The following is a 25,493-nucleotide window of genomic DNA, read 5'->3' as shown; positions in this document are numbered from 1 at the left end:
CGCCACCTTCGGGTGGCGTTCTGTTTTTTGGCTCCCTCCTTTCTTTACCCGCAGCCTCTTGGTATCCGTCCCCGTGCTGTGCTAGTTTTTCCGGCTCGCCGTGGCCGCAACAAGGATGATCCCATGCCGTCAGCAACCCTCTCTCCACCCGTCGGGGCCGAGAGTACCCGCGCGCTCTGGTGGCGCGCCTCCATCGATATTCTGCCGCTCTCCGTTTCGGTGATCCCCTGGGGGATCCTGTGCGGCGCCCTGGCGCTGCAGGTAGGGCTGAGCCCGCTGCAGGCCCAGCTGATGTCGCTGCTGGTCTATGCCGGCGCCGCCCAGCTCTCGGCCACCACCCTGTTCGGGGCAGGCACGCCGCTGCTGCCCATCATGGGCTCCACCTTCGTCATCACCTCCCAGCACCTGCTCTACGGCTTTACCTTTCGCCGCGACGTGCTGCCGCTCTCCTTGCGCTGGCGCGCCAGTCTCGCCTTCTTCCTGACCGACGAGATGTTCGCGGTGGCGCTCAAAGACAGGGAGCGCAGCGGCCGCTTCGATCCGGCCTACGCGCTCATCGCCGGCTTCGTCTTCTATCTGTTCTGGAATGTGGCGACCCTGCTCGGCATCGCCGCCGGCCAGTACATCGACGGGCTGGATCAGATGGGGCTGGACTTCGCCATCGCCGCCACCTTCATCGCCATGACCATTCCCGCCATGAAGAACCTGCCCATGGTGGCGGCCACCCTGGTGAGCGGGGCCATGGCGCTGCTCACCAAGCCGCTGCTGGCGGAGGTCTACATCATCATCTCGGCGCTCTCCGGCATGCTGGTGGGTTATGTGCTGCACCGGATGAGGAGGTAATCATGAGCTGGCTGATGATAGGCCTGCTGGCCCTGATCACCTTTTTCAACCGCTTCGCCTTCTTCTCGCGGCTGACCCGCTATCAGCCGGGCGCCGAGATGGGGGCCTTCCTCAGCTTCTCGGCCCAGTCGGTGTTGACCGCCATCTGGCTGCCCATCGTCTTCAGCTACCAGCCGGGCGCTGGGCTGAGCTGGGATCCGGACTACCTGGTCGCCACCCTGCTGGTGACGGCGCTGACTCTGCTGCGGCTGCCGACCCTGCTGGTGGTGGTGGTCGGCATGGGGGGCTTCTTCCTGCTGCGCTGGCAGGGGGGCGTGGTACAGCTGCTCCCCTGGCTGGGCTAGGCCCGTGATCCTGCATGGCGGATGTCTTCATTGGATATCCGCCATGTTGTGAATGTCACTTCAAAAAACACCTCTCAAGTGTGAGGATTTAGCTCCCATTCGTCGAGGAGCGAGCCATGTCCTTCACCGAAACCTGCCAGCGCATCGTGCGCGATCCCCTGTTGTCACCGGCCCAGAAGAGCCATGCCCTGGCGCTGGCCGCCGAGAATGCGCTGCCCTATCCCGCGCTGCCCGCCGAGGTGAGCGAGGCGATGGCCAAGGGTTTTGTCTGCGACATGTTCGAGGGGCACGCCCCCTACAAGCCGCGCTATGTGCTGCCGGATTACGAGAAGTTTCTGCGCCAGGGCTCCGCCTGGCTGGAGCTGGCCCCGCCGCAGGATTTTGACGAGGCGCTCGATGCCCTGCGCATCCTCTACCACCACGTGCCCTCCGTCACCGGCATGCCGGTCTGGCTGGGCCGGCTCGACCACCTGCTGCTGCCCTTCGTCGGTGAGCTGGATGACGAGACCCTCTATCGCAAGCTGAAGGGGTTCTGGATCTACCTGGACCGGGTGCTGCCGGATGCCTTCATGCACGTCAATATCGGCCCGGACGACAACCGTCTCTGCCGCCTGATCCTGCGCATCGACGGCGAGCTCAAGCAGGTGGCCCCCAACCTCACCCTGTTCCACGATCCGGCGCAGACCCCGGACAGCCTGCTGCTGCAGGGGGTGCAAAACATAGCAGCTTGCAGCAAGCCCCACATCGCCAACTACCCGCTGCATCGCAACACCTTCGATGAGCGCGGCTTCGGCATCGTCAGCTGCTACAACGCCCTGCCCCAGGCGGGCGGCGCCAACACCCTGGTGCGGGTCTCCCTCAAGCGGGTGGCCGAGCAGGCCCACGGCATCGACGACTTCCTGGGCTGCCTGCTGCCCCACTACTGCCGCCTCGCCTCCCGTCTGATCGAGGCGCGCGCCGCCTTCCTGCACCAGGAGTCCGGCTTCTTCGACAGCTTCCTGGTGCAGGAGGGGCTGTTGGAGGAGGGTCGCTTCGTGCCCATGTTTGGCATCTACGGCATGGCCGAGGCGGTCAACCTTCTGATGGACAAGGAGAATCTGCCGGAACGTTACGGCCGGGACGAAGAGGCGAACCAGCTGGGCTATCGCATCTCGGCCCAGCTCGCCCGCCACGTGAGCGAAACGCCGCAGCGCTACGCCTGGGGCGGCCGCGCCCTGCTCCACTCCCAGGGCGGGCTCAGCGTGGATCGCGGGGTGACCCCCGGGGTGCGCATCCCCTACGGCGAGGAGCCGGATCCCGCCAGCCACGTGCTGGCGCTGGCACCCCACCACGGCTTCTATCACTCCGGGATCAGCGAGATCCTCACCCTGGATCCCACCATCCGCCAGAACCCGCAGGCGTTGCTGCAGCTCTGCAAGGGGGCGCTCGCCATCGGCATGCGCGAGTTCACCGCCAACGTGGCGGACAGCGACCTGGTGCGGGTGACCGGCTACATGATCCGCAAGAGCGACGTGGCCCGCTTCGCGACCGAGGGCTCGCGGCTGCAGACCACCTGCCTCGGCGCCGAGGCGAGCGAGCTGACCGGGATCCGCCAGCGGGCGCCGCGGGTGGTGGGACGCGAGGCGACCCTGTGTGACTACTGAGTGCGACAGGCGGGCAGGGGCGGCGCGCAGCGCAACGGTGAGCCGCTGGCTGCCCTTCTCCTGCGTGGACGGCCCCGGCAACCGGCTGGTGCTGTTTCTGCAGGGCTGCAACTTCGCCTGCCCCGGCTGCCACAATCCGCACACCATAGGGTTGTGTGATCACTGCGGTGACTGCGTGCCCGGCTGTCCGAGCGGGGCGCTGACCCTGCAGGAGGGGCGGGTCAGCTGGCAGGCGGCGCGCTGCACCGATTGCGATGCCTGTCTCGATGCCTGCCCCCGCAGCGCCAGCCCCAAGACCGCCACCATGACGGTGGCCGAGGTGCTGGCTCTGCTGCGTCGCTACGGCCCGCTGCTGACCGGCATCACCGTCTCCGGCGGTGAGGCTACCACCCAGCTGCCGTTTGTGATTGCGCTGTTCACGGCCATCAAGGCCGCGCCGGATCTGGCCCATCTTGGCTGCCTGCTCGACAGCAACGGTTCGCTCGCCGAGGCTGGCTGGCAGCGGCTACTGCCGGTGCTGGACGGCGCCATGATCGACCTCAAGGGGTGGCGCGACTCTGTGCATCACACGCTGACCGGCTATGGCCGCGAGCGGGTGCTGGCCTCGTTGCAACTGCTGGCGCGGGCGGGCAAGCTGGCGGAGGTGCGCCTGCTGCAAGTGCCGGGGCAGAGCGATTATCTCGCCGCCGACGGCACGCTGGATGGCGGGCTCGCCGCCTTCTTGCACTCTCTGGGGCCCGTGCCCATCCGCCTCAACGGTTTTCGCCACCACGGTGTGCGCGGGGCGGCGCAGGGCTGGCCAAAAGCGGCGCGAGAGGAGCTGGAGCAGCTGGCCGCGGCGCTGGTGGCTGCGGGGCTTGGCCCCGTCAGCCTGCCGCCACTGCTCTGAGTAGCTGGATGCTAATCAGCTGATCGCAAAGGGATTTAATACGACAAGGCAAGATTGGGCGGCGAACCGACCGGTTCGGCGTGGCTTTTATGCTGCCTGAGTCTTGAGATGACGTAACTGTGATTGCTGTCTATTTGAGCTGTGCGAGGGGGCGGCTAGAATGGGTCAATCGCCCACCATCAACAGACGAACATGAGTGAATCCAACGCCTTATATCGAGTGCAGTTCATTTGTCACAACGAGCGTTACGAAGTCTATGTCAGGGAAGTGAGCCAGGGTCAGCTGTTCGGCTTTATCGAGATCGCCAACTTCGTGTGGGACAACCACACGGCGCTCATCGTCGACCCCAGCCACGAGAAGTTGAAGAGTGAGTTTGCCGACGTCAATCGCACCATGATCCCCATGCACCACGTGCTGCGGGTCGATCAGGTGCGCAAGCAGGGGGCTGCCCGCATCACCGAGCTGGGCAACAACGTCTCTCCTTTCCCCGGCCCCATCTACACCAAAAAAACCTGAGCACAGTCGTGCCTGGCACTGCCTGTGCCGGGCATGACCCTCATCATGCCAGCTCGCGGGCCAGCTGCAGGATCCGCTGGCGAAACCAGCGCCGCGCCGGCTCCTCTCCGGCGGGGCCGTACCACACCAGACTGTGGGTGACGGCGCCGTAATCAAACGGTACCGGCCGGCTTACCAGATCGTGCGGGGCCGCCTGCTCGGCCCAGCCGTTGACGGCGGTGAGGATCAGATCGCTCTGGCGCAGCAGGGTCGCTGCACTGCCAAAATCGGGCAGGATGGCGGCGATCTGCCGGCGCACCTGCAACTGGGCCAGGCTCTGCTCGAAGAAGGGGTTGGCCAGCTCCTGATCACGAATGGCGATATGGCGCCAGCTCAGGTAGGCATCGAGATCCCAGGGCCGCGCCAGCGCCGGGTGATCCGCGCGCAGCAGGCAGACCAGCTTGTCCTCTCGCAGCGTCTCCCACACCAGCCCTTGCTGGCGGGGTAGCGGTTGGCTCTGATCGTGGGGCAGGATCACGAAGTCGAGCTTGCCCGCCGCCAGGGCCGCCAGCCCCTGCTCATCCTTGTTGCGAATGTCGGGCACCAGGCCCGGCACCTCGCGCATCAGCTGCGCCAGGATGGGCCCCATGGGCCAGACCATGCCGCTCTCACGCAGGGCGAATTTCAGCTGCCCCTGCCAGCTGGCAGGATCGAAGCCGCCCTGGCCGGTGAGGCCGTTGAGCTCGCTCAGCAGCCGGTGCAGGGTGGGGCCGAGCCGCTCGGCGAACGGGGTCAACAACAGCTGGTTGCCCTGGCGGTAGAGCAGCTGATCGCCGAGCAGATCCCGCAACTGGTTGAGGGTCTTGCTGACGGTGGAGGGAGTGGTGCAGAGCCGCTCGGCGGTGCGGGTGACGCTCTGGCTGTCGAGCAGCAGGTGCAGGGTAACCAGGTGGCGGCCGCCGAGGCGGGAGAGGGCGATGAGATCCATAACGGTTCCACGAGCAAACGGGACAAACAAAAAGCCCCGCCTGAGCGGGGCTGCGGGCTTAGCCCTTGAGCACGGCGGCCATGGCGTCGGCCACGTAGTCGACGTTGCGGCTGTTGAGGCCCGCCACGCACATGCGACCGGAGCGCACCAGATAGACGGCGAACTCTTCGCGCAGGCGGTCCACCTGCTCCGGGGTGAAGCCGGTGTAGCTGAACATGCCGCGCTGGTTGATGAAGTAGCCAAAATCGCGGCCCGGCACCTTGGCGCTCAGCACCTCGAACAGCTTCTGGCGCATCCCCTTGATGCGGGTGCGCATCTCGGTCACTTCACCGACCCACATGGCGTGCAGTTCGGGCTGGCTCATCACGGCCGCGGTGATCTGGCCGCCGTGGGTGGGGGGGCTGGAGTAGTTGCGGCGCACGGTGGCCTTCATCTGGCCCAGTACCCGACCCGCCTCTTCGGCATCCTGGCAGATGACCGACAGGCCGCCACAGCGCTCGCCGTAGAAGGAGAGGTTCTTGGAGAAGGAGTTGCTGACGAAGAAGCTGACGCCGGCGGCCACCATGGCGCGAATGGCGTAGGCATCCTCCTCCAGCCCGTCGCCGAAGCCCTGATAGGCGATATCCATAAAGGGGATCAGCTGGCGTTCAACCACGAGTGTGATGACCTGGTCCCACTGGGCGCGGGAGAGATCCACCCCGGTCGGGTTGTGGCAGCAGGGGTGCAGCAGCACGATGCTCTTGGCCGGCAGGCTGCTCAGGCAGTCGATCATGGCGTCGAACTGCACGCCGCCGGTGGCCGCATCGTAGTAGGGGTAGTCGTGCACCTTGATGCCGGCCCCCTCGAACATCGCCTTGTGGTTGTCCCAGGTGGGATTGCTGACCCACACCTCTGAGGTCGGGAAGTAGCGCTTGAGCAGATCGGCGCCGATCTTCAGCGCGCCTGAGCCGCCGATGGTCTGGATGGTGGCGATGCGACCCGCCTTGACCGCTTCGTGGTCGGCACCGAACAGCAGGTGCTGCACCGCGGTACGGTAGTTGGCGGCGCCTTCCATCGGCTGGTAGGGGCGCGGGGCCGGGGCGGCGGCGCGCTGGGCTTCGGCCTGCTGTACCGAGGCCAGCAGCGGAATGCGGCCCTGCTCGTCGTAATAGAGGCCGATCCCCAGGTTCACCTTCTGCTCGCGGGTGTCTTTGTGGAAGGTTTCGACCAGGGTCAGGATGGGGTCGCCAGCATAGGCATCGACGTGTTCAAACATGGGGGGTCCTTGCGAAATGGAATCCAGGGTATGGCGATCAATGATCGGCGGTCATCATGGCGTAAAGCCGGCGAGGGCTCAAGTCTGAAAGGGGCGCGGGCCGTGGGGCCGACGCCGCCCAGCCGTAAACGGGATGATGCGGCCCGCTCCACCGGCCTTACTTCAGATAGGATCGCAACACCCGCACCACCTGATCCAGATCCTCCAGCCGCTCGGCCGGGGTCGCCTCTTCGGCGCCGAGATGCTCGCGCATGTGGCCCTCCAGCACCTCCAGCATCAGGCCGTTGACGGCGCCGCGAATGGCGGCGATCTGCTGCAAGATGGCGGCGCAGTCGCTCTCCTGCTCCAGCGCGCTCTCCAGTGCCCCTGCCTGCCCCTTGATGCGGCGCACCCGCGCCAACAGCTTCTTCTTGCCGTGAATGGTGTGTGACATGCAGGATCCTCTCGATCAATAAAACTATACTGGGGTATAGTATATTGCATCCTCGTCCTCAGGAGAAATCCATGTCATCCCTCGCCTCATCCCACTGCCACCAACCCGTCGTCCACGAAGGGAATCCGCTGGCGGAACAGAAGACCCGCTGGACCGTGCTGCTGACCGTCGTCATGATGGTGGCGGAGATCGGTGGCGGCTGGTTCTACAACTCCATGGCGCTGCTGGCCGACGGCTGGCACATGAGCTCCCATGCGCTGGCGCTCGGCCTCTCGGTGCTGGCCTACCGCGCCGCCCGCCACTTTGCCCGCGACCACAGATTCAGCTTCGGTACCTGGAAGATCGAAGTGCTGGGGGGCTTCACCAGCGCCCTCTTGCTGGTGGGGGTGGCCGGCATGATGCTGTTCGAGTCGGTGTTCCGGCTGCTGGATCCCAGCCCGATCCACTACCAGCAGGCCATCGCCATCGCCATCGTCGGCCTGCTGGTGAACCTGGCCTGTGCCTGGCTGCTCAAGGATGATCACGGTCATCACCATGGCCACGGTCACGACCATCATCATGATCATCACGACCACGGTCACTCACACGATCATCACGGCCATCAGGATCTCAACCTGCGCGCGGCCTACATCCACGTGCTGGCGGATGCGGCCACCTCGGTGCTGGCGATTCTGGCGCTGGTGGGGGGCATGCTGTGGGGGGCCGACTGGCTCGACCCCCTGATGGGCATAGTGGGCGCCGTGCTGGTGGCGGTGTGGGCCTGGGGGCTGCTGCGCGACTCCGGCCGGGTGCTGCTGGATGCCGAGATGGATGCGCCGCTGGTGGCAGAGATCCGCGAGGTGATAGCCGAGCTGCCACAGACCGAGATCCGCGATCTGCACGTCTGGCGGGTGGGCCAGCAGCAGTATGCCTGCGTGCTCTCCCTGCTGATGGCGGTGCCGCTCTCCGCCAGCGAGATCCGCGCGCGGCTCGCCATCCACGAGGAGCTGGTGCACGTCACCATAGAGGTGGGCACCCCCTGATCCTGGCCGGTGGGTCGCCCGCAACAGCAGGAAGGGGCCAGGGCCCCTTCCTGTTTTCTGGCTCAGTGGGGCGGGCCCTGCACATCGTCCGGTTTGTGCTGCCAGATGGCGCCGAGCAGCAGCTTGAGCAGCAGCCCGGGCGGATTGTCCAGCAGCCGGCCCGACTCCAGCTGCAGCTGGCCGTCGGGATGAAAGCCGAGGCTGGCGTGGACGGTGCCATCTTCGCCGCACACCTGGATGAGACCGCTCAAACTGCCGCGCTCCCCCGGCTGGCAGCGCAGCCGCAGCTCCCGTGGCTCCCCCAGCAGGGTGAAGGCGCGGGCGAGGGGCGGGGTATCCTCGTAATCCGGCCAATTGAAGAAGTGGTACTGCTCGGCCAGGGTGCCCGCCTGCTGGCAGAACTGGTCGAACAGCTGGGCAATCCCCTGATACTCCTGATCCAGCCGCCTGGCCTGCTCTTCAATCCGTTTCATCTCCGGTTGCTCCTTTGCTCGCTCTTGTTCACTTATCCATTTGATCGGAAATCTTTTTTTCCGAAATTGGACGCGCCTTCCGCTGGTATGGGCCGAAACGGACGACGGGTCTGTGAGCCCGATCCGATTTTCGTTATGAAAACGTTATCTTGTTGAAAGAGGTTAACTTTTTTGCCTTCCTGCTCACATTTGAAACGATTTCAGCTGATTAATATGGCCCCGCTCGGCAATGACCGGGTACTCGAATATCGAGACTAACTACAGCGGGAATTATAAAAAAATGGATATGAAAAAGACCAAGGTGGCGCTGGTAACAGCCTCACTGCTCGCGCTTTTGTCCGGCTGCAATGACAACAGCACTTCCCCCACCCCGGAACCCTCGGACGGCCCAGTCGCCCGTCTGCCCAATGTACAACCCCCGGCCGAACAGCTGGTGGCCGGGCCCGATCAGGCGGTGATCGCCCTGGTGGATACCCAGACCAGCGCCGCCCGCGGGGTCACTGGCCCCTTCGCCAACTACAGCCTGCACCTGTGGAACAACGACGCCTGCAACGCCACCGCCGAGAGCGGCCTCAACGCGGGCTGGGACGACAAGGCCAACACCCCGGCCGCGGTTGACGGCTTCGGCCCGAGCTGGGTGGTGCCCCTTAGCAAGGTGGAAGGGTGCATCAACTTTATCGCCCGTAACGGCGATCTGGCCAACCTGACCGGCAGCGACATGAAGGTGGTCTTCAGCGATCACCCGGACCGCACCGTGGCCATCGTCGCCGGTAAGAACGAGATCTTCGGCAGCCGGGCCGAGGCCTTCACCGCCGCCTTCGGCGTGGCGGGTGCCAGTGCCCACCTGATCGACGGCAACACCCTGATCTGGCAAGGGGGCAAGGACAAACCCCATGTCCGCCTCTATTACACCGACTCCGGCACCATCAAGGCCAATGCCGAAGGGGTGTTCGACTTCCCCTACATCACCCTTACCCCGACCAGCCTGACCGCCGAGCAGCAGGCCAAGTATCCGCATCTCAAGGATGCCGCCGCCTTCGCCCTGCCGGCCGGGAAAGATCTCAAGCCGCTGCTCAAGGGTGAGCTGGTGGCCATCGGCACCGACGCCGACGGTATTCTGCAGGGGGCGACCCTGGTGCAGAGCGCCGGTGCCCTCGATGCCCTCTACAGCGAGGCGGCCACCAAGCTGACCTATGGCGCCGTGGTGGAGGGGGGCAATGTCACCTTCCGGCTGTGGGCGCCGACCGCAAGATCGGTCAAGCTGGCGCTGTTCGACGAGCAGCACAAGTCGCTTGGCGAGCGCACCATGACCCTGGACGAGGCCAGTGGCAGCTGGAGCGTGCAGGGCGGCAGCGAGCTGGTGGGCAAGTTCTACCGCTACGACATCCAGGTCTATCACCCGGTCAGTCGCAAGCTGGAATCCTATCAGGTGACCGACCCCTACTCCCTGAGCCTGGCGATGAACTCCGAGTTCAGCCAGGTGGTGGATCTCAACGATCCGGCCCTCAAGCCGGAAGGGTGGGACAGCCTGAAGGCGCCCCACAGCCAGCAGAACCCGGCCGACATCACCATCTATGAGGCCCATGTCCGCGATCTGACCGGCAACGACGACTCCACCCCGGCCGAGCACCGCGGCAAGTTCCTCGGTCTGACCGATACCGACACGGCGCCAGTCAAGCACCTGCAGGCGCTGGCCAAGAGCGGCGTCAGCCACCTGCACCTGCTGCCGGTGTTCGACATCGCCACCGTCAACGAAGACCCGGCCAAGGTGGCCAACATTGGCGACGACTTCGGCAAGCTGTGCCAGGTCAACCCCGAGGTACAGAACTCCAAGTTTGCCGGCTACTGCAGCAGCGGCCAGACCATCGAGGCCGTGCTCGGCGATCTGCAAGGGGGCGACAGCAAGGAGAACCCGCAGGTGCAGGAGCTCTACGGCTACCTGCGCGGCGTCGACTCCTTCAACTGGGGTTATGACCCCTACCACTACACCACCCCGGAAGGCTCCTACGCCACCAACGCCGAGGGCAGCCAGCGCATCCTGGAGTTCCGCGAAATGGTCAAGGCCATCAAGCAGAACATCGGCATGAACGTGGTGATGGACGTGGTCTACAACCACACCAACGAGGCGGGCCTGGGGCCCAAGTCGGTGCTCGACAAGATAGTGCCCTGGTACTATCAGCGCCTCAATCCGGAGACCGGCTCGGTGGAGAACTCCACCTGCTGCTCCAACACGGCGCCGGAACACGCCATGTTCGCCAAGCTGATGGATGACTCCCTGGTCACCTGGGCGCGCGACTACAAGATCGACGCCTTCCGCTTCGACCTGATGGGCCACCACCCGAAAGATCAGATGGTGCAGGCGCTGGCCGCGGTGAAGAAGGTCAACCCCGAGATGTACTTCTACGGCGAGGGCTGGAACTTCGGCGAGGTGCAGGATGACAAGCGCTTCGTGCAGGCGACCCAGAAACACCTGGCTGGCACCGGCATCGGCTCCTTCTCCGACCGGCTGCGGGATGCGGTGCGCGGTGGCAGTCCGTTCGACGGCGGCGACACCATTCGCAAGACCCAGGGCTTTGGCAACGGCGCCCTGGTGGATGCCAACGAGATGGACGGCGTCGATCGCGCCACCGCCCTGCATCAGAGCGACCTGGTGCGCCTCGGCATGGCCGGCAACCTGAAGGACTTCATTCTGACCGACAAGGACGGGATGCCGAAGAAGGGGGCCGACATCGACTACAACGGTCAGCCGGCGGGCTATGCCCAGGATCCGACCGAAATCCAGAACTATGTCGACAAGCACGACAACCAGACCCTGTTCGACAACCTGATCTACAAGGCGCCGCAAGGGGCCGATCTGGTGCGGATGCAGGGGGTATCGCTTGCCACCGCCATGCTGGGGCAGGGCATTCCGTTTACCCACGCCGGTGTCGAGCTGCTGCGCTCCAAGTCCATGGAGCGGGACAGCTACGACTCGGGTGACTGGTACAATCGGGTCGACTACACCCTGGCCGACAACAACTTCGACAAGGGGCTGCCGCGCAAGGACAAGGATGGCGACAATTATCCGCTGATCGAGCAGGTGCTCGGCAAGCACGTCAAACCGAGCGGTGCCGACATGGCGACCATGGTGGGCTTCTATCAGGAGCTGGCCGAGCTGCGCCAATCCTCCCGTCTGCTGCGTCTGGGCAGTGGCGCCGAGGTGATCAAGCGGGTCGATTTTCGCAATACCGGCCCGGATCAGGTGCCCGGCCTCATCGTGATGACGGTGGATGACGGCATCAATGCAGGTGCGGATCTGGATCCGGCCATCGACGGCCTGGTGGTGATGATCAACGCCACCAATGCTCCCCAGAGCATCGGCGACTTCCGTGACGGCAACGATCAGCCCATCGACCTGACCAGCCTGCAGCTGAGCCCGGCCCACCACGGCGGCGAGAGCATCGCCCGCGATGCCGCCGTCAATGGCGGTACCCTGACCCTGGGTGCCTGGTCGGCGGCGGTGTTCGTCAAGCCGCAGAGCGGTGCCCAGGGCAGCGGCCTGCCGGTCGGCAAGAAGACTGACCTGAGCACGGTACCGCCGTTCGGTGACACAGCCGTCTATCTGAAGGGGTTCCTCGATGAGTGGGGCAACACCAACCAGATGACCTTCACCAGCAACTTCATGTACGAGTTCACCACCGAGGTGAGCAGCGACAAGCTGGGCACCACCAACGTCAAGATCGCGGATGCCAGCTGGGGTCCCCTCAACTACGGCAGCTGCAACGCCGGTGACAAGCTGGTGGCCGGCACTCCGCTGACCCTCTGCAAGGGTGGCGATACCGGCAACATCGGGCTCGATCTGGCCAAGGCGGGCAGCTACAAGTTCGTGTTTACCGCCATGAACAAGGACAAGCCCACCCTGAGCGTCAGCTTTACCGAGCCGGTGCAGAGCTGCAAGGTGCTGGACACGGTGGCGGGCAATCCGCTCGGCTACAACCTGTTCGTCAAGGGCGAGCTCTCCGGCTGGGCCGCTCAGCCACAGTACCAGTTGAGCTACAAGGGGATGGATGGGGATCTCGCCATCTATCAGGCGGCCTTCAACTACACCGGCAGCACCGAGTTCAAGGTGGCCAACGAGGACTGGAGCAAGGAGTACCTGCTCAACGGTGGCGGTGCGCTGAAGGCGGAGACCGGTTACCCGTTCGCCTTCTCCCAGGCGGGTAGCGCCAACAACAGCATCACCTTGCCGCAAGGGCTGTGGAGCGTGCTGGTGAAGGTTGACCCGGCTGGTGTCAAGGCGGGTACCGCCGTGATCCAGGAGTGCAGCGCCAAGTAGTCATTCCCATCGAGCCCGGGGCTGGCTCGGCAGCCCAGGGTTGAATTCCACCTTGCCAAGGGTGGGATAACACCGAGAGAGTAAGCAAAGCGCGACTGCCGACCGGCAGCCGCGCTTTTTCTTTGCTCGTGGGCGAGGCAATAAAAAAGCCGCCCCGTTGGGGCGGCTGTTGGTTGTGCCGTCAACGGCCGGCTTAGCGCTTGCGCAGCAGACGCAGGGCGTTGGCGGTGACCAGGGCGGTGGCGCCGGTGTCGGCCAGCACCGCAATCCACAGGCCGGTGATGCCGAGCAGGCTGGTGACCAGGAAGATGGCCTTGAGCCCCAGCGCCAGCGCTATGTTCTGGTGGATGTTGGCCAGTGCCGCGCGGGAGAGCCGGATCATGGCGGCGACCCCGCCGAGCTGGTTGTGGGTCAGCGCCGCATCGGCGGTCTCCAGCGCCACGTCGGTGCCGCCCCCCATGGCGATGCCGATGCTGGCCCGTTTCATGGCCGGCGCGTCGTTGATGCCGTCGCCGATCATCGCAACCTTTTGCGTCAGACCGAGCTTGGCGATCTCATCGACCTTGCCCTCCGGCAGCAGGCCGGCGCGCCAGCCCATGCCGAGCTCGCCGGCGATCGCCTCGGCGGCGCGGGGGTTGTCACCGGTCAGCATGATGCTTTGCAGGCCAAGCTCACTCAGCTCGCGCAGGGCCGGGGCCGCCTCGGGGCGGATCTGGTCGCGCAGGGCCAGCAGGGCCGCCGGGGCGGCATCAGGCTGACCGAGCACCACCACCGTCTTGCCTTGCTGCTCCAGGGTGGCGACCCTGGCCTGCATCGCCGCATCCAGGGTGGCGACCCGGCTCGGTGCCAGCAACTGCCAGAGGGTGCCGTTGATACGACCCTCCACCCCCATGCCGGGCAGGGCGCGCAACTCCTGGGCCGCAGCGGGGCTGAGGCCCCGTTCGCCGGCCGCCGTCACCACGGCGCGGGCCAGCGGGTGGTGGGAGCCCTGCTCGATGGCCGCTGCCAGTGCCAGCAGCTCGGCCTCAGGCTGGCCATTGAGGCTCACCAGTTCGGTCAGCTGCGGCTTGCCCAGAGTCAGGGTGCCGGTCTTGTCAAAGGCCAGGGTATCGATGTGGGAGAGGCGCTCCAGCGCGGCGCCCCCCTTGATGAGGGCCCCCTGCCGGGTGGCTGCCGCCAGCGCCGAGGTGACCGCCGCAGGGGTGGAGATGACTAGGGCGCAGGGGCAGCCGATCAGCAGCAGCGCTAGCCCGCGATAGACCCACTCGTCCCAGCTCTGGCCGAAGGCGAGCGGCGGTACCAGCACCACCAGCAGGGCGACCAGCATCATGGCCGGGGTATACCAGCGGCTGAAGCGGTCGATGAAGCGCTCGATGGGGGCGCGCTGGGTCTCGGCCTCTTCGATGAGATGCAGGATGCGGTCGATGGCGTTGTTGCCGGGCTCGGACACCACTTCGAGACGCAGCACCCGATCCGCCGCTAGGCTGCCGGCGGGCACCTTGTCACCCTGACGGCGCTCCACCGGGATGGATTCGCCGGTCAGGGCGCTCTCGTCAAAGGCGCCGAGGGGGTCGAGCAGGCGGGCATCGGCCGGCAGACGGGCGCCCGGGGCGATCTCGATGATGTCGCCTGGACGCAGTTCATCGGCGGCCACCTCTTCCCGCACCTCGCCCTCGGCAGTGGTGCGGATGCGCAGCGCCTTGTCAGGCACCAGCGCCATCAGTGCGGTGACCCCGGCGCGGGCGCGGCCGGCGGCGTAGGCCTCCAGGTGTTCGCCCAGCATGAACAGCAGCAGCACCATGGCCGCTTCGGCGGTTTCACCGAGGAACAGGGCCCCCACGGCGGCGACCGTCATCAGGGTCTCGATGGCGAAGGGGGAGCCGCTCTTGGTCAGTGCCCACGCCTTGCGGGAGATGGGCCACAGCCCCCAGAGGGTGGCCAGGGTAAACAGTGGCTGACCGATCTGGCTCGGCAGCAGGGCCGCCACCAACATCAGGCCGGCCAGCGACAGCGGTTGCCAATATTTGCCAAGCAGGGTCTGCAGCGGGCCGCGTTCGCGGCCGGACTCCGGCTTGGCAGTTCGCTCGCCCTTGAGCTGGAAGCCGGCGGCCAGCACGGCGGCGGTGACGGGATCGGGGGAGAGGCCGGGGGCCAGATCCACCACCAGCTTCTCGGTGGCAAACAGCACGCGGGCCTGCTGCACGCCGCTCACCCGGCCGACGGCCGTCTCTATCTTGCGGGCACAGCTGGGGCAATCCATCCCCAGCACCTGCCAGCTGTGGCGGCGGCTGTTCTGCTCGGGGGCCTCCAGCGGCGGCTCGTCCGCGGCGGAGGCGTGATCGTGCGCATGACCCTGCTCATGGTGATGGCCGTGGTCGTGTTGGGTGTCGGTGCAGCAGCCCCCTCTGGGGGGCTCTTCGTCGCCGGGGACATCGGCGACCCCGCGCGCCTGATGATCGTGGGGGGCCGGGGTGGCCGCGCAACTGGCCGTTGCCGTGTTGTCACAGCAGTGGCTGGTGTGGCTGTGCTCGGCCTGGGAGGCGGCCGCCTTGCTGACGGCCTTGATGGGGGCGGCGTGTTGATGGCTGCAGCAGGATTTGCTCATGGTGCGTTCCTCTTGAGGGACCCCGCCCCTGCGGGATCCTGGATGACTGAGCCGAGTGTAAACCTTGGTGTTAAGTCCAAGGTCAACCCCCTTTCTCTCCGCTCCTCCAGACGGGTGCTTTGGCGATCCTATATCCCTGTGATTGGCGGGTGTTTGTCCCCGCCCGGCGGGCCTATACTGGAGGCCCTGATCCTCCCTCGATAATCAAGGACATAACATGAGCAATACCGTTACTCTGCAAGGCAACCCGGTTTCCGTCGCCGGTCACTTCCCGGTTGCCGGCGAACAGGCCAAGCCCTTCTCCCTGGTGGCCAAGGATCTCTGTGACGTGACCCTGGCGAACTTCGCCGGTCAGCGCAAAATCCTGAACATCTTCCCGAGCGTCGATACCCCGACCTGTGCCACCTCAGTGCGCAAGTTCAACGAGCAGGCAAGCAGCCTGAACAACGCCGTGGTGCTGTGCATCTCCGCCGACCTGCCGTTCGCCCAGGCCCGCTTCTGCGGCGCCGAGGGTCTGGACAAGGTGGTGAACCTGTCCACCCTGCGTGGCGTCTCCTTCCTGCAGGACTACGGCGTGGCCTTCTCCTCCGGCCCGCTGGTGGGTCTGGCTGCCCGCGCCATCGTGGTGCTGGATGAGCACGACAAGGTGCTGCACAGCGAGCTGGTGGCCGAAGTCGCCGACGAGCCGAACTACGCCGCCGCCCTGGCCGTGCTGTAATCGCGTCGGGTCGACAAAAATCCCGCCGGGGCCATGCCCCGGCGGGATTTTTTTATGGGCGGCTGACGTCAGGGGGAGGTGGCGACCGGCTGTGATGAGGGCTTGGGTTGCCACTCCACATAGGGGCGGTGCAACCTGGCGTAGATCTCGGCCAGCTTGCCGGAGGCGGCGAGCCGGTCAATCGCCTCGCCGAGGAAGCGATCCATTTCGTCGCCGGCGGGCCCCTTGGCGATGATGAAGACATCCTCGAAATCCCCCAGATGTTCCCGATGGATGTTGCTGAGCTTGAGCCGGCGCAACATCAGGTCGGCCTCCTCCTGGGCCCAGATGAAGGCATCGATGCGACCGCGGGAGAGCTTGCGCAGAGACTGCTCTATGCTCATCGACCGCTGCAGCGGAATGGGCAGAAAGCCGGGGGTGGCCTCGATCAGCAGATCCCGCTTGGTGGGCACTATGCCGTAGGCCATGTCGGGGGTGATGATGTGGTCGGTATTGCTGTAGAGCACGTGGGTCACCTTGCCGAAACTGCGGGTGCTGAAGCGATAGGGCAGCAGATCGGCATCCTGCAGGTTGCGGATGGCGGGCAGGCTGAAGTCGGCGGTGCCGGCGATCACCCCGGCCATGGCCCGGGCGAGGGGATAGATGGTGATCCGGATGCTGATATCCGGATAGAGATCGTCGATGGCGCGCACCAGATCCACGAAAGGACCCGTCTTGTCGGCATTGATGAGCCCCGGCAACTCGCCGAGGTGGGCGTTGATGATGCGCACCGGTTTGGCGGCAGGGGCGGCCTGGGGATCGGCGCGGGAGAGCCCCAGGCTGGTCAGCCCCAGCAGGGCGAGCAGCAGCAAGAGGGGCAGGGTGGGGGATCGGGTCATGGTCGGGTCGCTCCGCCTTGAGAGGTTTTCTGAAGTGTAGCCAGCGGCACCCTGTCGCGGCGGTACGGCCCGGAACCGGCATCTGGGCGGATTGGGTTTTACTTATGGGCCCCCGCTCACTAGACTTCGCCCTCCCACTTGCTTATCCGTACCGTGCCATGACCTTTGACCAACTCGCCCTTGCCCCCGCCCTGCTGGCGGCTCTGCCAACCAATCTTCAGCACCCGACCCGGGTACAGCAACTGGCCATTCCCGCCGCGCTGGCGGGACGGGATCTGCTGGCGCTGGCCCGCACCGGCAGCGGCAAGACCCTGGCGTTCGGCTTGCCGCTGCTGCAGCGGCTGGATCCCGCCCTGGCAGAGGTGCAGGGGCTGGTGCTGGTACCGACCCGCGAGCTGGCGGTGCAGGTGAGCGAGGCGTTGCAGGGGCCGGCCGCCGGGCTGGGTCTGCGGCTGGTGACCCTGTGCGGCGGGGTGGAACAGGCGCAGCAACAGGCCGAGCTGGCGCTGGGGCCGCAGCTGCTGGTGGCGACCCCGGGGCGGCTGCGGGATCTGCTGGGCCAGCAGTTGCTGACCCTGGCCGGCCTGCGCACTCTGGTGCTGGACGAGGCGGACCGCCTGCTGGAGATGGGGTTCTGGCCCGATATTCAGTGGCTGATGAAGGCGATGCCGGACGCGCGGCAGCAGATGCTCTTCTCCGCCACCCTGCCCGCCGAGCTGGAGGCGCTGGCTACCGGTTTGCTGAAAGAGCCCGCGCGGGTGGAGGCGGATCCTCGCAACAGCGTGGCCGACGACATCGAGGAGCGGCTCTATCTGGTCAACAAGAGCAGCAAGGTACCGGCGCTCATCAGCCTGCTCAAGGCCCACGAGTGGCCGCAGGTGCTGGTCTTCATCAGTGCGCGGGACGACGCCGACGGGGTGGCCCGCAAGCTGGCCAAGGCGGGCATCGCGGTGGCGGCCCTGCACGGCGAGAAGGAGCAGGCGGTGCGCGAACAGGCGCTTGGCGACTTCAAGGCGGGCAAGGTGCGGGTGCTGGTGGCCACCGATCTGATGGCGCGCGGCATTCACGTGGAGGCGCTGCCGCTGGTGATCAACCTGGACTTGCCCGCCAGCGCCCCCGTCTATGTGCACCGCATCGGCCGCACCGCCCGGGCAGGGCGCAGCGGGCTCGCCATCTCGCTCACCTGCCATGGCGAGGCCGACACCCTGGCGGCGATCCGCACCCTCACCGGTCGCAAGCTGCCGCTGGCCGAGCTCACCGGCTTCCCGGTGACCGACAAGCCAGCCAGCGGGGAGGGCAAGCGCGCCCCCCGCGACAAACAGGCCAACCGTCGCACCCAGGCCAAGCGCAGCGTCAAACAGTTCAAGGGCAAGGCGTAGCGACCCCGTCATGACCGGCGTGACAGGCCGGTTCATCGCAGCACCAGACAGTGAAAGGGTCGGGGCCAAACCCTGACCCTTTCTGTTTGCCCACCTGGTCACTATCAAATAGCGGTCGCTTCGCTATGCTCCATGGGTTTCACCATGGAGGGATGACGAATGACCAGTCTGGTAATGGGCCCCCTGCTGGGCCTCGAGTCAGAGACCGAGTACAGCATCTGTTTTATGGCGCAGGCCAGTTGCAAGAGTGCAGCCGTGCGGATCAACGGCGAGCTGCTGGCCGCCAGCAAGCAGGCGGATACCCCGAGAGGCGGCTTCTGGCGGTTGGTCTGGCAGGCCAGTCCCAAGAGCAAGGCCGGCACCCCCGTCGACTACGAGATCCTGCTGGACAACAAGCCGGCGCAGGATCTGGCGGGATACGACAAGTGGCAGTTCCATCTGCCGGGCAAGAAGGAGCCGGTGCGGATAGGCTACGCCTCCTGCAACGGTTTCTCCGACTTCAAGCTGCTCACCTCCACCCCGGCCCCCTACGTCATGTGGGACAAGCTGGCCGCGGAGCACAAGGCCCATCCCTTCTCCCTGTTGCTGATGGGAGGAGATCAGGTCTATGCGGACTCCCTCTGGACGAGCGTGCCGACCCTCAAGGCCTGGAACGAGCTGGACCGGGCGGAGAAGGTCAAGCGCAAGGTGACCCGGGCCATGGTGGAGCAGCTCGACCGCTTCTATTGCGATCTCTACTGCAAACAGTGGGGCCGCCTCGAGGTTGCCTTCATGCTGGCCCGGGTGCCGAGCGCCATGATGTGGGACGACCACGACATCTTCGATGGCTGGGGCAGCTACCCCGAGGATCTGCAGCGCTGCGAGGTCTATCAGGCCATCTATGCCGCCGCCACCAAGTACTTCCGGCTGTTCCAGCTGCGCACTGGCGCCAACGGGGCGTTGCTGGACAAGACGCTGAATCACCACTCCTGGCGGCTCGGTTTTCGGGGCTACCAGATCCTGGCGCTGGACAACCGGGCCAATCGCACCCGCGACCAGGTGATGAGCCCGTCCCAGTGGGAGCAGGTCAACGCCGCGCTGGCGGCCTGCGACACGGGCCACCTGCTGGTGCTGGCGGGGGTGCCCGTGGTCTATCGCGACTTCTCCTTCACCGAGGCGGCGTTCGATGCCACCCCCTTGGAGGAGGAGCTGACCGACGATCTCAAGGATCACTGGCGGGCCAAGGCCCATCAGGGGGAGCGGGCCCGCCTCATCATGCGGCTGCTGGACAACGCCAGGCAGCGGCGCCAGAAGGAGCCTGGCTGCAAGACCCTGATCCTCTCAGGCGACGTGCACGTGGGGTGCCTCGGGGTCATTCAGGACAAGCGGGAGGGGCTCAACGTACATCAGCTGGTCTCCTCCGGCATCGTCCACCCCTGTCCCACCCAGTTTCAGTGGATGGGGATCCTGGCCATGACCAACGACGATCCCGAATACCTCGACGAGAGCCGGCTGATCCGCGCCGAGCTTATCAAGCCGTTCGGCGCCCCCGTCTACCTGCGTACCCGCAACTTCGCCACCCTGCTGATGGGCAGCGACGACAAGCTGTGGGCCAACTGGCATTGCGAGAACGGCGTGGCGGCCAGCTACCCGCTGGCCTGATGGCCAGGAAAATGCGAAGGGCCCCGACGGGCCCTTTTTTCATTGCGTTGGTGTGGCGGTGTCACGGGCGAAGAAGTCGCGCCGGAACTGGCCGAGCACCGCCTCCCTGTGCTGCTGCCAGCTCGCCTCGTCCATGTTGCCCCGGCTGGCTGCCAGCTGCTGTTCGAGCTCGGTCAATTGCTGCTGGTAGCGGCTGCGCTGATCCAGCTGTTGCTGGCGGCTGGCGGCAAACTGCAGGGTCGCCTCGGCCTCTGCAGCCGGCAGGAAGTGGCGAGCCAGGGTGGCGAGCTCCTCGTCCCCCCACAGCTGGCGTGCCTGCTGCAGCCGGGCCGCCGGGTTGAACAACTCAGTCGCCAGATCCGGGTGCTCCACCGCCCACTCATCCTGCAAGCGGCTGAGGGCATCCAGCCGCTCGGCCAGCGGCAGCTGCTCGCTCTCCTGCGCCAGCTGCTCGAGCGCCAGGGCGTAGCGCCCCTGCAGCCGAAACAGACTCTCCCCCTCGCCAAGCCAGCTGGCCTCTGCACCTTCCAGATTGGCCAGCCGCTCGGCCAGCGGCAGATCGCTGTCGCTTACCTCGCTGGCGAGCTGCTGGCTCAGCGCCTCCGGCATGGCCCGCCAGCTGGCGGGAGGTGGCTCGGAGCCGGTCTGTGTGGCGGCAACCGGCGAGGCGAGCGTCGGGGAGCCTGGCAGCTGTGCCTGCACGGGCGCAGCGGCGCCCGATGGGGGCTGGCTGGTGGAGGCCGGGCGCGCCGGCTCCTCCTGTGCGCCCAAGTTGAGCAGCAACAAGGCCAGCAGCGCCAGCGCCAGCAAGCCGTAACGGCGCTTCATCGGCTGATCTCTCCCTTGACCGGGAAGTGATCGGAGAGGTTGCTGGCGGGCCAGAGGCTGCCGTCGCTGCTGCGCGGGATCCAGACACTGTTGAGGTTGTGGCTTGCGGCGCCGTACTCCCGGCTCACCACCAGATAGTCGAGGTACTCCACGTTGGCACCGCCGGAGAGCGGGCCGCCGGCATAGGGGTTGATCCTGGGATCGAAGGTGGCCTCGGTGTAGCCGCCGTAGGCCGGCTCGTCGGCGTTGAGATTGGCCAGCATGCCGGCGTAGTCATCGGCAAACTTGCGCTTGTTGACGTTGAAGTCGCCGCCGTAGATGACGGTGTCGCTGGCGGGAATATTGAGGCTGGCGGCCAGGGTGCGCATCTGGCCGAACTGGATCTGGCGCAGCCGACGCGCCTCGTCGGTGTCGAAGCTGGCGGTGTGGGTGGCGAACAGGTGCCAGGCCTTGCCCCCCTTGATCACCTCCGCATACATCACCCCCTTGTCGGCGAAGCAGTCGGTGCCGGTGCACTGGGGATAGACCAGCTGGGCCTCGCGCACTATGGGGTAGCGGCTGACGATCACCACGCCGCCGTCGTGGATGTTGACCCCCGGCTTGTCGAGCACCTTGGTCTGGTAGGGGTACTCTTTGGCCAGCGCTTGCAGGAAGCCCTCGCGGCGGCCGTCGAACACCTCCTGCAGCAGCAGGGCGTCATAGCCCTTGAGGTGTTCGGGCAGCAGCGCCAGCCGCTCGCCGATGCTGGAGGCGATCACCGGCAGCGCCCAGATGTTGTAGCTGGCCACCTTCAACCTGGTTTCGGCAGGCTCGGGTTGCTCCACCTGTTTGGGCGGGGTCAGCATGTAGTGCAGATCGTCGTAGCGGCCGGTGAACTTGGCGGCGAAGGCCAGCTCCTGAGGCCCGTTCAGGCGGTGGATGGCGCGATCGCTCTGCCAGCCTGAGTTGTCTGCCGGCGTCTCGCCGCCGTGTTGCAGGGTGCTGTTCCACCAGGTGCCCTCCATCTTCTGGTTGAGGCGGTAGGTGTCACCGCCGGGGGTAGTGACCCGGGTTTCGAACAGATAGCTCTTGCCCGCCTTCACCCCCTCGTAGCGGTTGAAGCTGAGCACCATGGCGCTCTCCCAGGGGCCCAGCTCAGTCCTGTGCTGGATCCACTGGCTGCCGGCCTGCAGCTCGCCGGAGCCGCTCTGGCGGATCTCCAGCTGGACCGGCTCCGGGCTGTTGTTGGTGAGGTAGACATCGGTATCGGCCAGCGCCTGCAGCGGAAACTGGCTGGCCAGCAGCAGGGCGGCATAACTGACGGGCTTGTGCATCATGAAGTCCTTTTGGTTGAGACACGCAGGAAAGTGACTGTTATGGCGGGCACAGAGGTCATTTCATTTACATTTTTGTTACAAATAAATGAAAGGCCCCATATGGGGAGGCAGGGCGAGCGGACAGGTTGGCGAAGAGGCGGGGCGTGCCGGTTGGCACGCCCCCGAGGGGCTCAGCGGCTGGCCAGCGGGTAGGTAAAGAGGGCCAGGTGGGCGAAGTTGAACAGGAAGTGGATCGCGATAGCGACGCTGAGGCGCCCGCTCAGCAGGAAGGCCAGGCCATAGCAGGCCCCGGCCAGCGCGGCGAACAGCACCAGCAGCGGGTCACCGGCCAGGTGGGCGGCGCCGAACAGCAGGCTCGCTACCAGCACCCCAAGCCAGCGCCGGCTGCGCTCGGCGATCCCCTGCTGCAGGAAGCCGCGAAACAGTGCCTCTTCCGCCACGCAGGTGAACAGCAGGTTGTTGAGGGCAAACAGCCACCACCAGCCGGGCAGGCCCACCTCGGGCTTGAGGGCTCCCAGCTGCCAGGCGGCGACCAGCAGAGCAGCCAGCGGCACCAGCAGCAATGCCAATCTGCGCCACTGAACGGCGCCGCCCGGGCCCAGCAGGGCGGGCCAAGCCAGCAACAGGCCGAAGAAGACCAGCGGCTTGTCGAGGTTGAGGTACATGTTGAAGGGCACGCTGGCGGGGCCGGCCTGCACCTGATCCAGCACCTTCAGGTTGGTGAAGCCGGGGATGAGGTGCAGCATCAGCGCCACCGCCCACAGCAGCACGGCGCCCAGGGCGACGGCGCGCCAGGGCTGGGGCAGGGTGGGGGTACGCCAGGCCAGCAGCAGGCCCACCGCGCTGGCCAGCAGGGCGACAGGGCTCAGATGGCCGAGGCCGAGAGCCGCCAGCAGGGCGACCGCCAGCATGATAAAGCCGGGCAGACGCTGCCGGGCCAGACAGAGCAAGACGGCCAGCGCCAGTGCTCCCCAGATGAGTGAATCAGGTAGAGGTAACATTGAGTCTCCAGGGCCGATGAAAGTGCCGCACCTTAACAATGGGACATCCCATGAGACAAGGCTCAATAAGCTGGTCGGATCCCCACGCGGCAGGAGAGAGCAGGCGAGCGGCCATAAAAAAACCGGAGCTGGGCTCCGGTTTTGGCAAGGATGCGACGCTATCAGCGGCCGGATTCGGCGATCACCCGGGCGATGATGTCGGCCCGCAGGTTGGCGTCCAGCTCGCCCAGGGCGATCAGGCCGGCCTTGAAGATCACGTTCTTCGGCAGGCTGACGTCGTCCAGGGTGGTGATGGCCTCTACGTGCAGGCCGTTCAGGCGGCTGGCATCGCGCGGGCTCAGGTTGACCTGGGTGTTCAGCACCTGCTTGCCCTTCTTCTTGGGCTGGGCGGGTTTCTTCGGCTGCTCTTCCAGCTCGTCTTCCGGCAGTTCGTCATCAAAATCGTAAATAGACATAGTCAATCCTGTTGGTTGGGCGAGGGGCCGTGAGCCCGACGTGGTTGTTCCGATGGGGTCAATCAGCCCATATCCTCGTTGCGGATAAAGGCGCGCCAGGAGACGAGCACCTGGGCAAAATCTTCCAGCCCGCACATGGCCAGCTGTTCATCATCGTAGTAGGCGAGATCGTCGAGATCCTCATCCTGCTCAATATTGAGGACGTTGGCCTTCACCTCGGCCTCCTCGTGGGTCAGCAGCAGGGAGTAGTCGCCGCCAAGCAGCCGGTATTCGGTGCGGGCCCGGCTGGAGAGCTGATCGATGATGGCGAACAGCTCGTCGAGTTTCTCCTCGTCCTTGCCCACTTCGTCGATCAGCCACTGACCGATGGCCTCGTGGCCCATGGAGAACCGGGCGCGATAACCGCCGAACGGATCGCGGCGAAATTCATAATCCATAGTTCAGTCCATAGCGGAAGGGTGAGTCGTCATGGGCAGGGGAAAATCCTGCTCCATGGCGGGGCGCATATAGCGTAAAGTGGCCTATTCTAGCGAGCCCCCCCTCGCTTGTCTTGAAGATGTGGCATCTTTGCCCCGGTGCAGGCGCTTTGTGGCCGGTCCGGCCCCCGCTTTGGAGATGTGATGCAGCTAAACGATACCCTCGCACGCCAGAGAGTGAGCCGGGCGATACAGATCCTCTCTTCTTCGGTCAAGGTGATGGATGAGCCACAGCGACTCATCATCGCCTCAAGCTATGCCCTGTTCGTTCAGCGGAGTGCCTATGCAGCTCAATGACACCCTCGCACGGCAAATCGTCAGCCGGGCCATGAAGATCCTCTCTTTCTCGGTCAACGTGATGGATGAGCATGGCCTTATCATCGCGTCCGGCAACCCGGAGCGGCTCCATCAGCGTCATGAGGGGGCTGTGCTGGCGCTGACCGAGAACCGGGTGGTGGAGATCAGCGACGCGACCGCCCGCGAGCTCAAGGGGGTGCGCCCCGGCATCAACCTGCCCATCGCCTATCAGGGGGAGCTGCTCGGGGTCATCGGCATCTCGGGCGATCCGGACGAAGTGCGCGCTTACGCCGAGCTGGTGCGCATGACCGCCGAGCTTATTCTGGAGCAGGCGGCGCTCACTGAACAGCTGCAGTGGGACAAGCGCCACAAGGAGGAGCTGGTGCTGCAGCTCATCCGTGGTGAAGGGCGCGAAGATCAGTTGCAGCAGGCGGCCCGCTTCCTCGGGCTGGATCTGGCCCAGCCGCGGGTGGTGGCGGTGCTGGCGCTGGAGGAGGCCGACCCGGCCCGGCTGCGGGAGCTGGTACACCTGCTGGAAAACCCGGAGCGGGACAACTTGGTGGCCATCAACGGCCTGGACGAGATAGTGGTGCTCAAGCCCGCCCAGCTCAGCGACGGCGTCTGGCAGTCAGAGCAGGAGCGCAGTCGCATCAAGCAGTTGCTGGCCCGCATCCCCCACTTTCGGGTGCGCATCGGGGTGGGTGATTACTTCGCTGGCACCGGCGGGCTGGCGCGTTCCTACCAGACGGCGCGGGACACCTTGCGCCGCGGCATGCGGCAGGCGCCGCGCAAGCAGGTCTATTTCTTCGAGGATTACCGGTTGCCGGTGCTGCTCGGCAGTCTGGCGGACTCCTGGCAGGCGGATCAGCTGCGGGCCCCGCTGCACAAGCTGGTGCAGGAGGATACAAAGGGAACACTGCAGAAGACGCTGCGCCAATATTTCTTGCAGGATTGTGATCTGCATCCCTGTGCCGAAGCCCTGTTCATCCACCCCAATACCCTGCGCTATCGGCTGACCCGGATCGAGCAGATAACCGGGTTGAATTTCAACAAGTTAGATGACAAGTTCCTGCTCTATCTCGGGCTCAACCTCGACAGTTGAATTGTTCATATATACAGAAAGTTGCGTTTTTAAAAGCTGATATTTGGTTTTTTGACCAAAGCATTCCGATCCCGGATCACCATAATGGCCACCATTC

General features: G+C 65.5%; 22 protein-coding genes. 11 read left to right on the top strand and 11 right to left on the bottom strand.

Annotated features, from left to right (window positions below; genetic code table 11):
- Positions 1-123: 123 nt before the first annotated feature.
- The 5 genes from PG897_RS11255 to PG897_RS11235 all read left to right on the top strand — a co-directional run bounded on the left by PG897_RS11255 (position 124) and on the right by PG897_RS11235 (position 4,235).
- Positions 124-843, top strand: coding sequence for an AzlC family ABC transporter permease (locus PG897_RS11255; protein ID WP_201885205.1), 720 nt, complete (start codon positions 124-126; stop codon positions 841-843).
- A gap of 2 nt (positions 844-845) precedes the next feature.
- Positions 846-1,187: an AzlD domain-containing protein gene (locus tag PG897_RS11250; protein ID WP_201885204.1), complete on the top strand. Its 342-nt coding sequence runs from the start codon at positions 846-848 to the stop codon at positions 1,185-1,187.
- 116 nt (positions 1,188-1,303) lie between these two features.
- Positions 1,304-2,830, top strand: a complete 1,527-nt coding sequence (locus PG897_RS11245) for a YjjI family glycine radical enzyme (protein ID WP_201885203.1) — start codon at positions 1,304-1,306, stop codon at positions 2,828-2,830.
- A 37-nt stretch (positions 2,831-2,867) separates the two neighbouring features.
- The gene (locus tag PG897_RS11240; protein ID WP_201885235.1) at positions 2,868-3,719 is read left to right on the top strand and encodes a YjjW family glycine radical enzyme activase; all 852 of its coding nucleotides are present in this window, start codon (positions 2,868-2,870) and stop codon (positions 3,717-3,719) included.
- Positions 3,720-3,911: 192 nt separating this feature from the next.
- Complete coding sequence (locus tag PG897_RS11235) at positions 3,912-4,235, top strand: DUF1820 family protein (RefSeq protein ID WP_201885202.1); 324 nt, start codon at positions 3,912-3,914, stop codon at positions 4,233-4,235.
- Positions 4,236-4,278: 43 nt separating this feature from the next.
- Here PG897_RS11235 and PG897_RS11230 read toward each other — a convergent pair whose 3' ends face one another.
- The 3 genes from PG897_RS11230 to PG897_RS11220 form a co-directional block, all read right to left on the bottom strand.
- A complete protein-coding gene (locus PG897_RS11230; RefSeq protein WP_010635177.1) occupies positions 4,279-5,202 on the bottom strand; it encodes a LysR family transcriptional regulator in 924 nt (307 codons plus the stop codon).
- A gap of 58 nt (positions 5,203-5,260) precedes the next feature.
- Positions 5,261-6,457, bottom strand: a complete 1,197-nt coding sequence (locus PG897_RS11225) for an amino acid aminotransferase (protein WP_201881951.1) — start codon at positions 6,455-6,457, stop codon at positions 5,261-5,263.
- A gap of 157 nt (positions 6,458-6,614) precedes the next feature.
- On the bottom strand, positions 6,615-6,890 hold the full coding sequence (locus tag PG897_RS11220; RefSeq protein WP_005308614.1) for a metal/formaldehyde-sensitive transcriptional repressor: 276 nt from the start codon (positions 6,888-6,890) through the stop codon (positions 6,615-6,617).
- Positions 6,891-6,961: 71 nt separating this feature from the next.
- On the opposite strand from PG897_RS11220, the gene dmeF reads away from it, so the two are divergent.
- Positions 6,962-7,912 carry a CDF family Co(II)/Ni(II) efflux transporter DmeF gene (gene dmeF / locus PG897_RS11215; RefSeq protein ID WP_201881956.1) on the top strand — a complete coding sequence of 317 codons (951 nt, stop codon included), beginning with the start codon at positions 6,962-6,964 and terminating at the stop codon, positions 7,910-7,912.
- 62 nt (positions 7,913-7,974) lie between these two features.
- Here the strand turns inward: dmeF and PG897_RS11210 are convergent, their stop codons facing one another.
- Positions 7,975-8,385 (bottom strand): hypothetical protein, encoded by a 411-nt coding sequence (locus PG897_RS11210; RefSeq protein WP_005308618.1) that lies wholly within the window; start codon positions 8,383-8,385, stop codon positions 7,975-7,977.
- Between the two features lie 280 nt (positions 8,386-8,665).
- Between PG897_RS11210 and pulA the strand changes: the two genes are divergently transcribed.
- Positions 8,666-12,700, top strand: coding sequence for a pullulanase-type alpha-1,6-glucosidase (gene pulA, locus PG897_RS11205; RefSeq protein ID WP_201881958.1), 4,035 nt, complete (start codon positions 8,666-8,668; stop codon positions 12,698-12,700).
- Between the two features lie 193 nt (positions 12,701-12,893).
- Here the strand turns inward: pulA and PG897_RS11200 are convergent, their stop codons facing one another.
- Positions 12,894-15,305 (bottom strand): zinc/cadmium/mercury/lead-transporting ATPase, encoded by a 2,412-nt coding sequence (locus PG897_RS11200; RefSeq protein ID WP_201881960.1) that lies wholly within the window; start codon positions 15,303-15,305, stop codon positions 12,894-12,896.
- Positions 15,306-15,522: 217 nt separating this feature from the next.
- Here PG897_RS11200 and tpx point away from each other — a divergent pair, with 217 nt between their 5' ends.
- Positions 15,523-16,023 (top strand): thiol peroxidase, encoded by a 501-nt coding sequence (gene tpx, locus PG897_RS11195; RefSeq protein WP_005308624.1) that lies wholly within the window; start codon positions 15,523-15,525, stop codon positions 16,021-16,023.
- Positions 16,024-16,091: 68 nt separating this feature from the next.
- Here the strand turns inward: tpx and PG897_RS11190 are convergent, their stop codons facing one another.
- Entirely contained in the window at positions 16,092-16,901 is an 810-nt protein-coding gene (locus PG897_RS11190; RefSeq protein ID WP_017780438.1) for a transporter substrate-binding domain-containing protein, read from the bottom strand.
- Between the two features lie 158 nt (positions 16,902-17,059).
- Here PG897_RS11190 and PG897_RS11185 point away from each other — a divergent pair, with 158 nt between their 5' ends.
- Together PG897_RS11185 and PG897_RS11180 are read left to right on the top strand one after the other, a co-directional pair.
- Positions 17,060-18,280, top strand: coding sequence for a DEAD/DEAH box helicase (locus PG897_RS11185; RefSeq protein WP_124249386.1), 1,221 nt, complete (start codon positions 17,060-17,062; stop codon positions 18,278-18,280).
- Between the two features lie 159 nt (positions 18,281-18,439).
- The gene (locus tag PG897_RS11180; protein WP_201881962.1) at positions 18,440-19,921 is read left to right on the top strand and encodes an alkaline phosphatase D family protein; all 1,482 of its coding nucleotides are present in this window, start codon (positions 18,440-18,442) and stop codon (positions 19,919-19,921) included.
- Between the two features lie 39 nt (positions 19,922-19,960).
- Here the strand turns inward: PG897_RS11180 and PG897_RS11175 are convergent, their stop codons facing one another.
- The 5 genes from PG897_RS11175 to PG897_RS11155 form a co-directional block, all read right to left on the bottom strand.
- Positions 19,961-20,749 (bottom strand): hypothetical protein, encoded by a 789-nt coding sequence (locus PG897_RS11175; protein ID WP_201881964.1) that lies wholly within the window; start codon positions 20,747-20,749, stop codon positions 19,961-19,963.
- Positions 20,746-22,062 carry a sphingomyelin phosphodiesterase gene (locus tag PG897_RS11170; RefSeq protein ID WP_201881966.1) on the bottom strand — a complete coding sequence of 439 codons (1,317 nt, stop codon included), beginning with the start codon at positions 22,060-22,062 and terminating at the stop codon, positions 20,746-20,748. The genes PG897_RS11175 and PG897_RS11170 overlap by 4 nt, the downstream gene beginning before the upstream one ends.
- 173 nt (positions 22,063-22,235) lie before the next feature.
- Positions 22,236-23,066 carry a CPBP family intramembrane glutamic endopeptidase gene (locus tag PG897_RS11165; RefSeq protein ID WP_201881968.1) on the bottom strand — a complete coding sequence of 277 codons (831 nt, stop codon included), beginning with the start codon at positions 23,064-23,066 and terminating at the stop codon, positions 22,236-22,238.
- 161 nt (positions 23,067-23,227) lie between these two features.
- A complete protein-coding gene (locus PG897_RS11160) occupies positions 23,228-23,521 on the bottom strand; it encodes a hypothetical protein (protein WP_005308637.1) in 294 nt (97 codons plus the stop codon).
- Between the two features lie 62 nt (positions 23,522-23,583).
- Complete coding sequence (locus PG897_RS11155) at positions 23,584-23,958, bottom strand: YacL family protein (RefSeq protein ID WP_005308639.1); 375 nt, start codon at positions 23,956-23,958, stop codon at positions 23,584-23,586.
- Positions 23,959-24,280: 322 nt separating this feature from the next.
- Between PG897_RS11155 and PG897_RS11150 the strand changes: the two genes are divergently transcribed.
- The gene (locus PG897_RS11150) at positions 24,281-25,396 is read left to right on the top strand and encodes a sugar diacid recognition domain-containing protein (protein ID WP_201881969.1); all 1,116 of its coding nucleotides are present in this window, start codon (positions 24,281-24,283) and stop codon (positions 25,394-25,396) included.
- Positions 25,397-25,493: the final 97 nt, after the last annotated feature.

It is taken from the genome of Aeromonas sp. QDB20, assembly GCF_027707805.1.
In the GTDB taxonomy this organism is placed as follows: Bacteria; Pseudomonadota; Gammaproteobacteria; order Enterobacterales; family Aeromonadaceae; genus Aeromonas; species Aeromonas dhakensis.
Note: the sequence above shows the minus strand (reverse complement) of the source record. Positions and strands in the feature narration are given on the sequence as shown.

Coding starts and splice junctions, on each gene's coding strand:
- PG897_RS11255 (WP_201885205.1), top strand. CDS start 124: ATGCCGTCAGCAACCCTCTCTCCACCCGTCGGGGCCGAGAGTACCCGC.
- PG897_RS11250 (WP_201885204.1), top strand. CDS start 846: ATGAGCTGGCTGATGATAGGCCTGCTGGCCCTGATCACCTTTTTCAAC.
- PG897_RS11245 (WP_201885203.1), top strand. CDS start 1,304: ATGTCCTTCACCGAAACCTGCCAGCGCATCGTGCGCGATCCCCTGTTG.
- PG897_RS11235 (WP_201885202.1), top strand. CDS start 3,912: ATGAGTGAATCCAACGCCTTATATCGAGTGCAGTTCATTTGTCACAAC.
- PG897_RS11230 (WP_010635177.1), bottom strand. CDS start 5,202: ATGGATCTCATCGCCCTCTCCCGCCTCGGCGGCCGCCACCTGGTTACC.
- PG897_RS11225 (WP_201881951.1), bottom strand. CDS start 6,457: ATGTTTGAACACGTCGATGCCTATGCTGGCGACCCCATCCTGACCCTG.
- PG897_RS11220 (WP_005308614.1), bottom strand. CDS start 6,890: ATGTCACACACCATTCACGGCAAGAAGAAGCTGTTGGCGCGGGTGCGC.
- dmeF (WP_201881956.1), top strand. CDS start 6,962: ATGTCATCCCTCGCCTCATCCCACTGCCACCAACCCGTCGTCCACGAA.
- PG897_RS11210 (WP_005308618.1), bottom strand. CDS start 8,385: ATGAAACGGATTGAAGAGCAGGCCAGGCGGCTGGATCAGGAGTATCAG.
- pulA (WP_201881958.1), top strand. CDS start 8,666: ATGGATATGAAAAAGACCAAGGTGGCGCTGGTAACAGCCTCACTGCTC.
- PG897_RS11200 (WP_201881960.1), bottom strand. CDS start 15,305: ATGAGCAAATCCTGCTGCAGCCATCAACACGCCGCCCCCATCAAGGCC.
- tpx (WP_005308624.1), top strand. CDS start 15,523: ATGAGCAATACCGTTACTCTGCAAGGCAACCCGGTTTCCGTCGCCGGT.
- PG897_RS11190 (WP_017780438.1), bottom strand. CDS start 16,901: ATGACCCGATCCCCCACCCTGCCCCTCTTGCTGCTGCTCGCCCTGCTG.
- PG897_RS11185 (WP_124249386.1), top strand. CDS start 17,060: ATGACCTTTGACCAACTCGCCCTTGCCCCCGCCCTGCTGGCGGCTCTG.
- PG897_RS11180 (WP_201881962.1), top strand. CDS start 18,440: ATGACCAGTCTGGTAATGGGCCCCCTGCTGGGCCTCGAGTCAGAGACC.
- PG897_RS11175 (WP_201881964.1), bottom strand. CDS start 20,749: ATGAAGCGCCGTTACGGCTTGCTGGCGCTGGCGCTGCTGGCCTTGTTG.
- PG897_RS11170 (WP_201881966.1), bottom strand. CDS start 22,062: ATGCACAAGCCCGTCAGTTATGCCGCCCTGCTGCTGGCCAGCCAGTTT.
- PG897_RS11165 (WP_201881968.1), bottom strand. CDS start 23,066: ATGTTACCTCTACCTGATTCACTCATCTGGGGAGCACTGGCGCTGGCC.
- PG897_RS11160 (WP_005308637.1), bottom strand. CDS start 23,521: ATGTCTATTTACGATTTTGATGACGAACTGCCGGAAGACGAGCTGGAA.
- PG897_RS11155 (WP_005308639.1), bottom strand. CDS start 23,958: ATGGATTATGAATTTCGCCGCGATCCGTTCGGCGGTTATCGCGCCCGG.
- PG897_RS11150 (WP_201881969.1), top strand. CDS start 24,281: ATGCAGCTCAATGACACCCTCGCACGGCAAATCGTCAGCCGGGCCATG.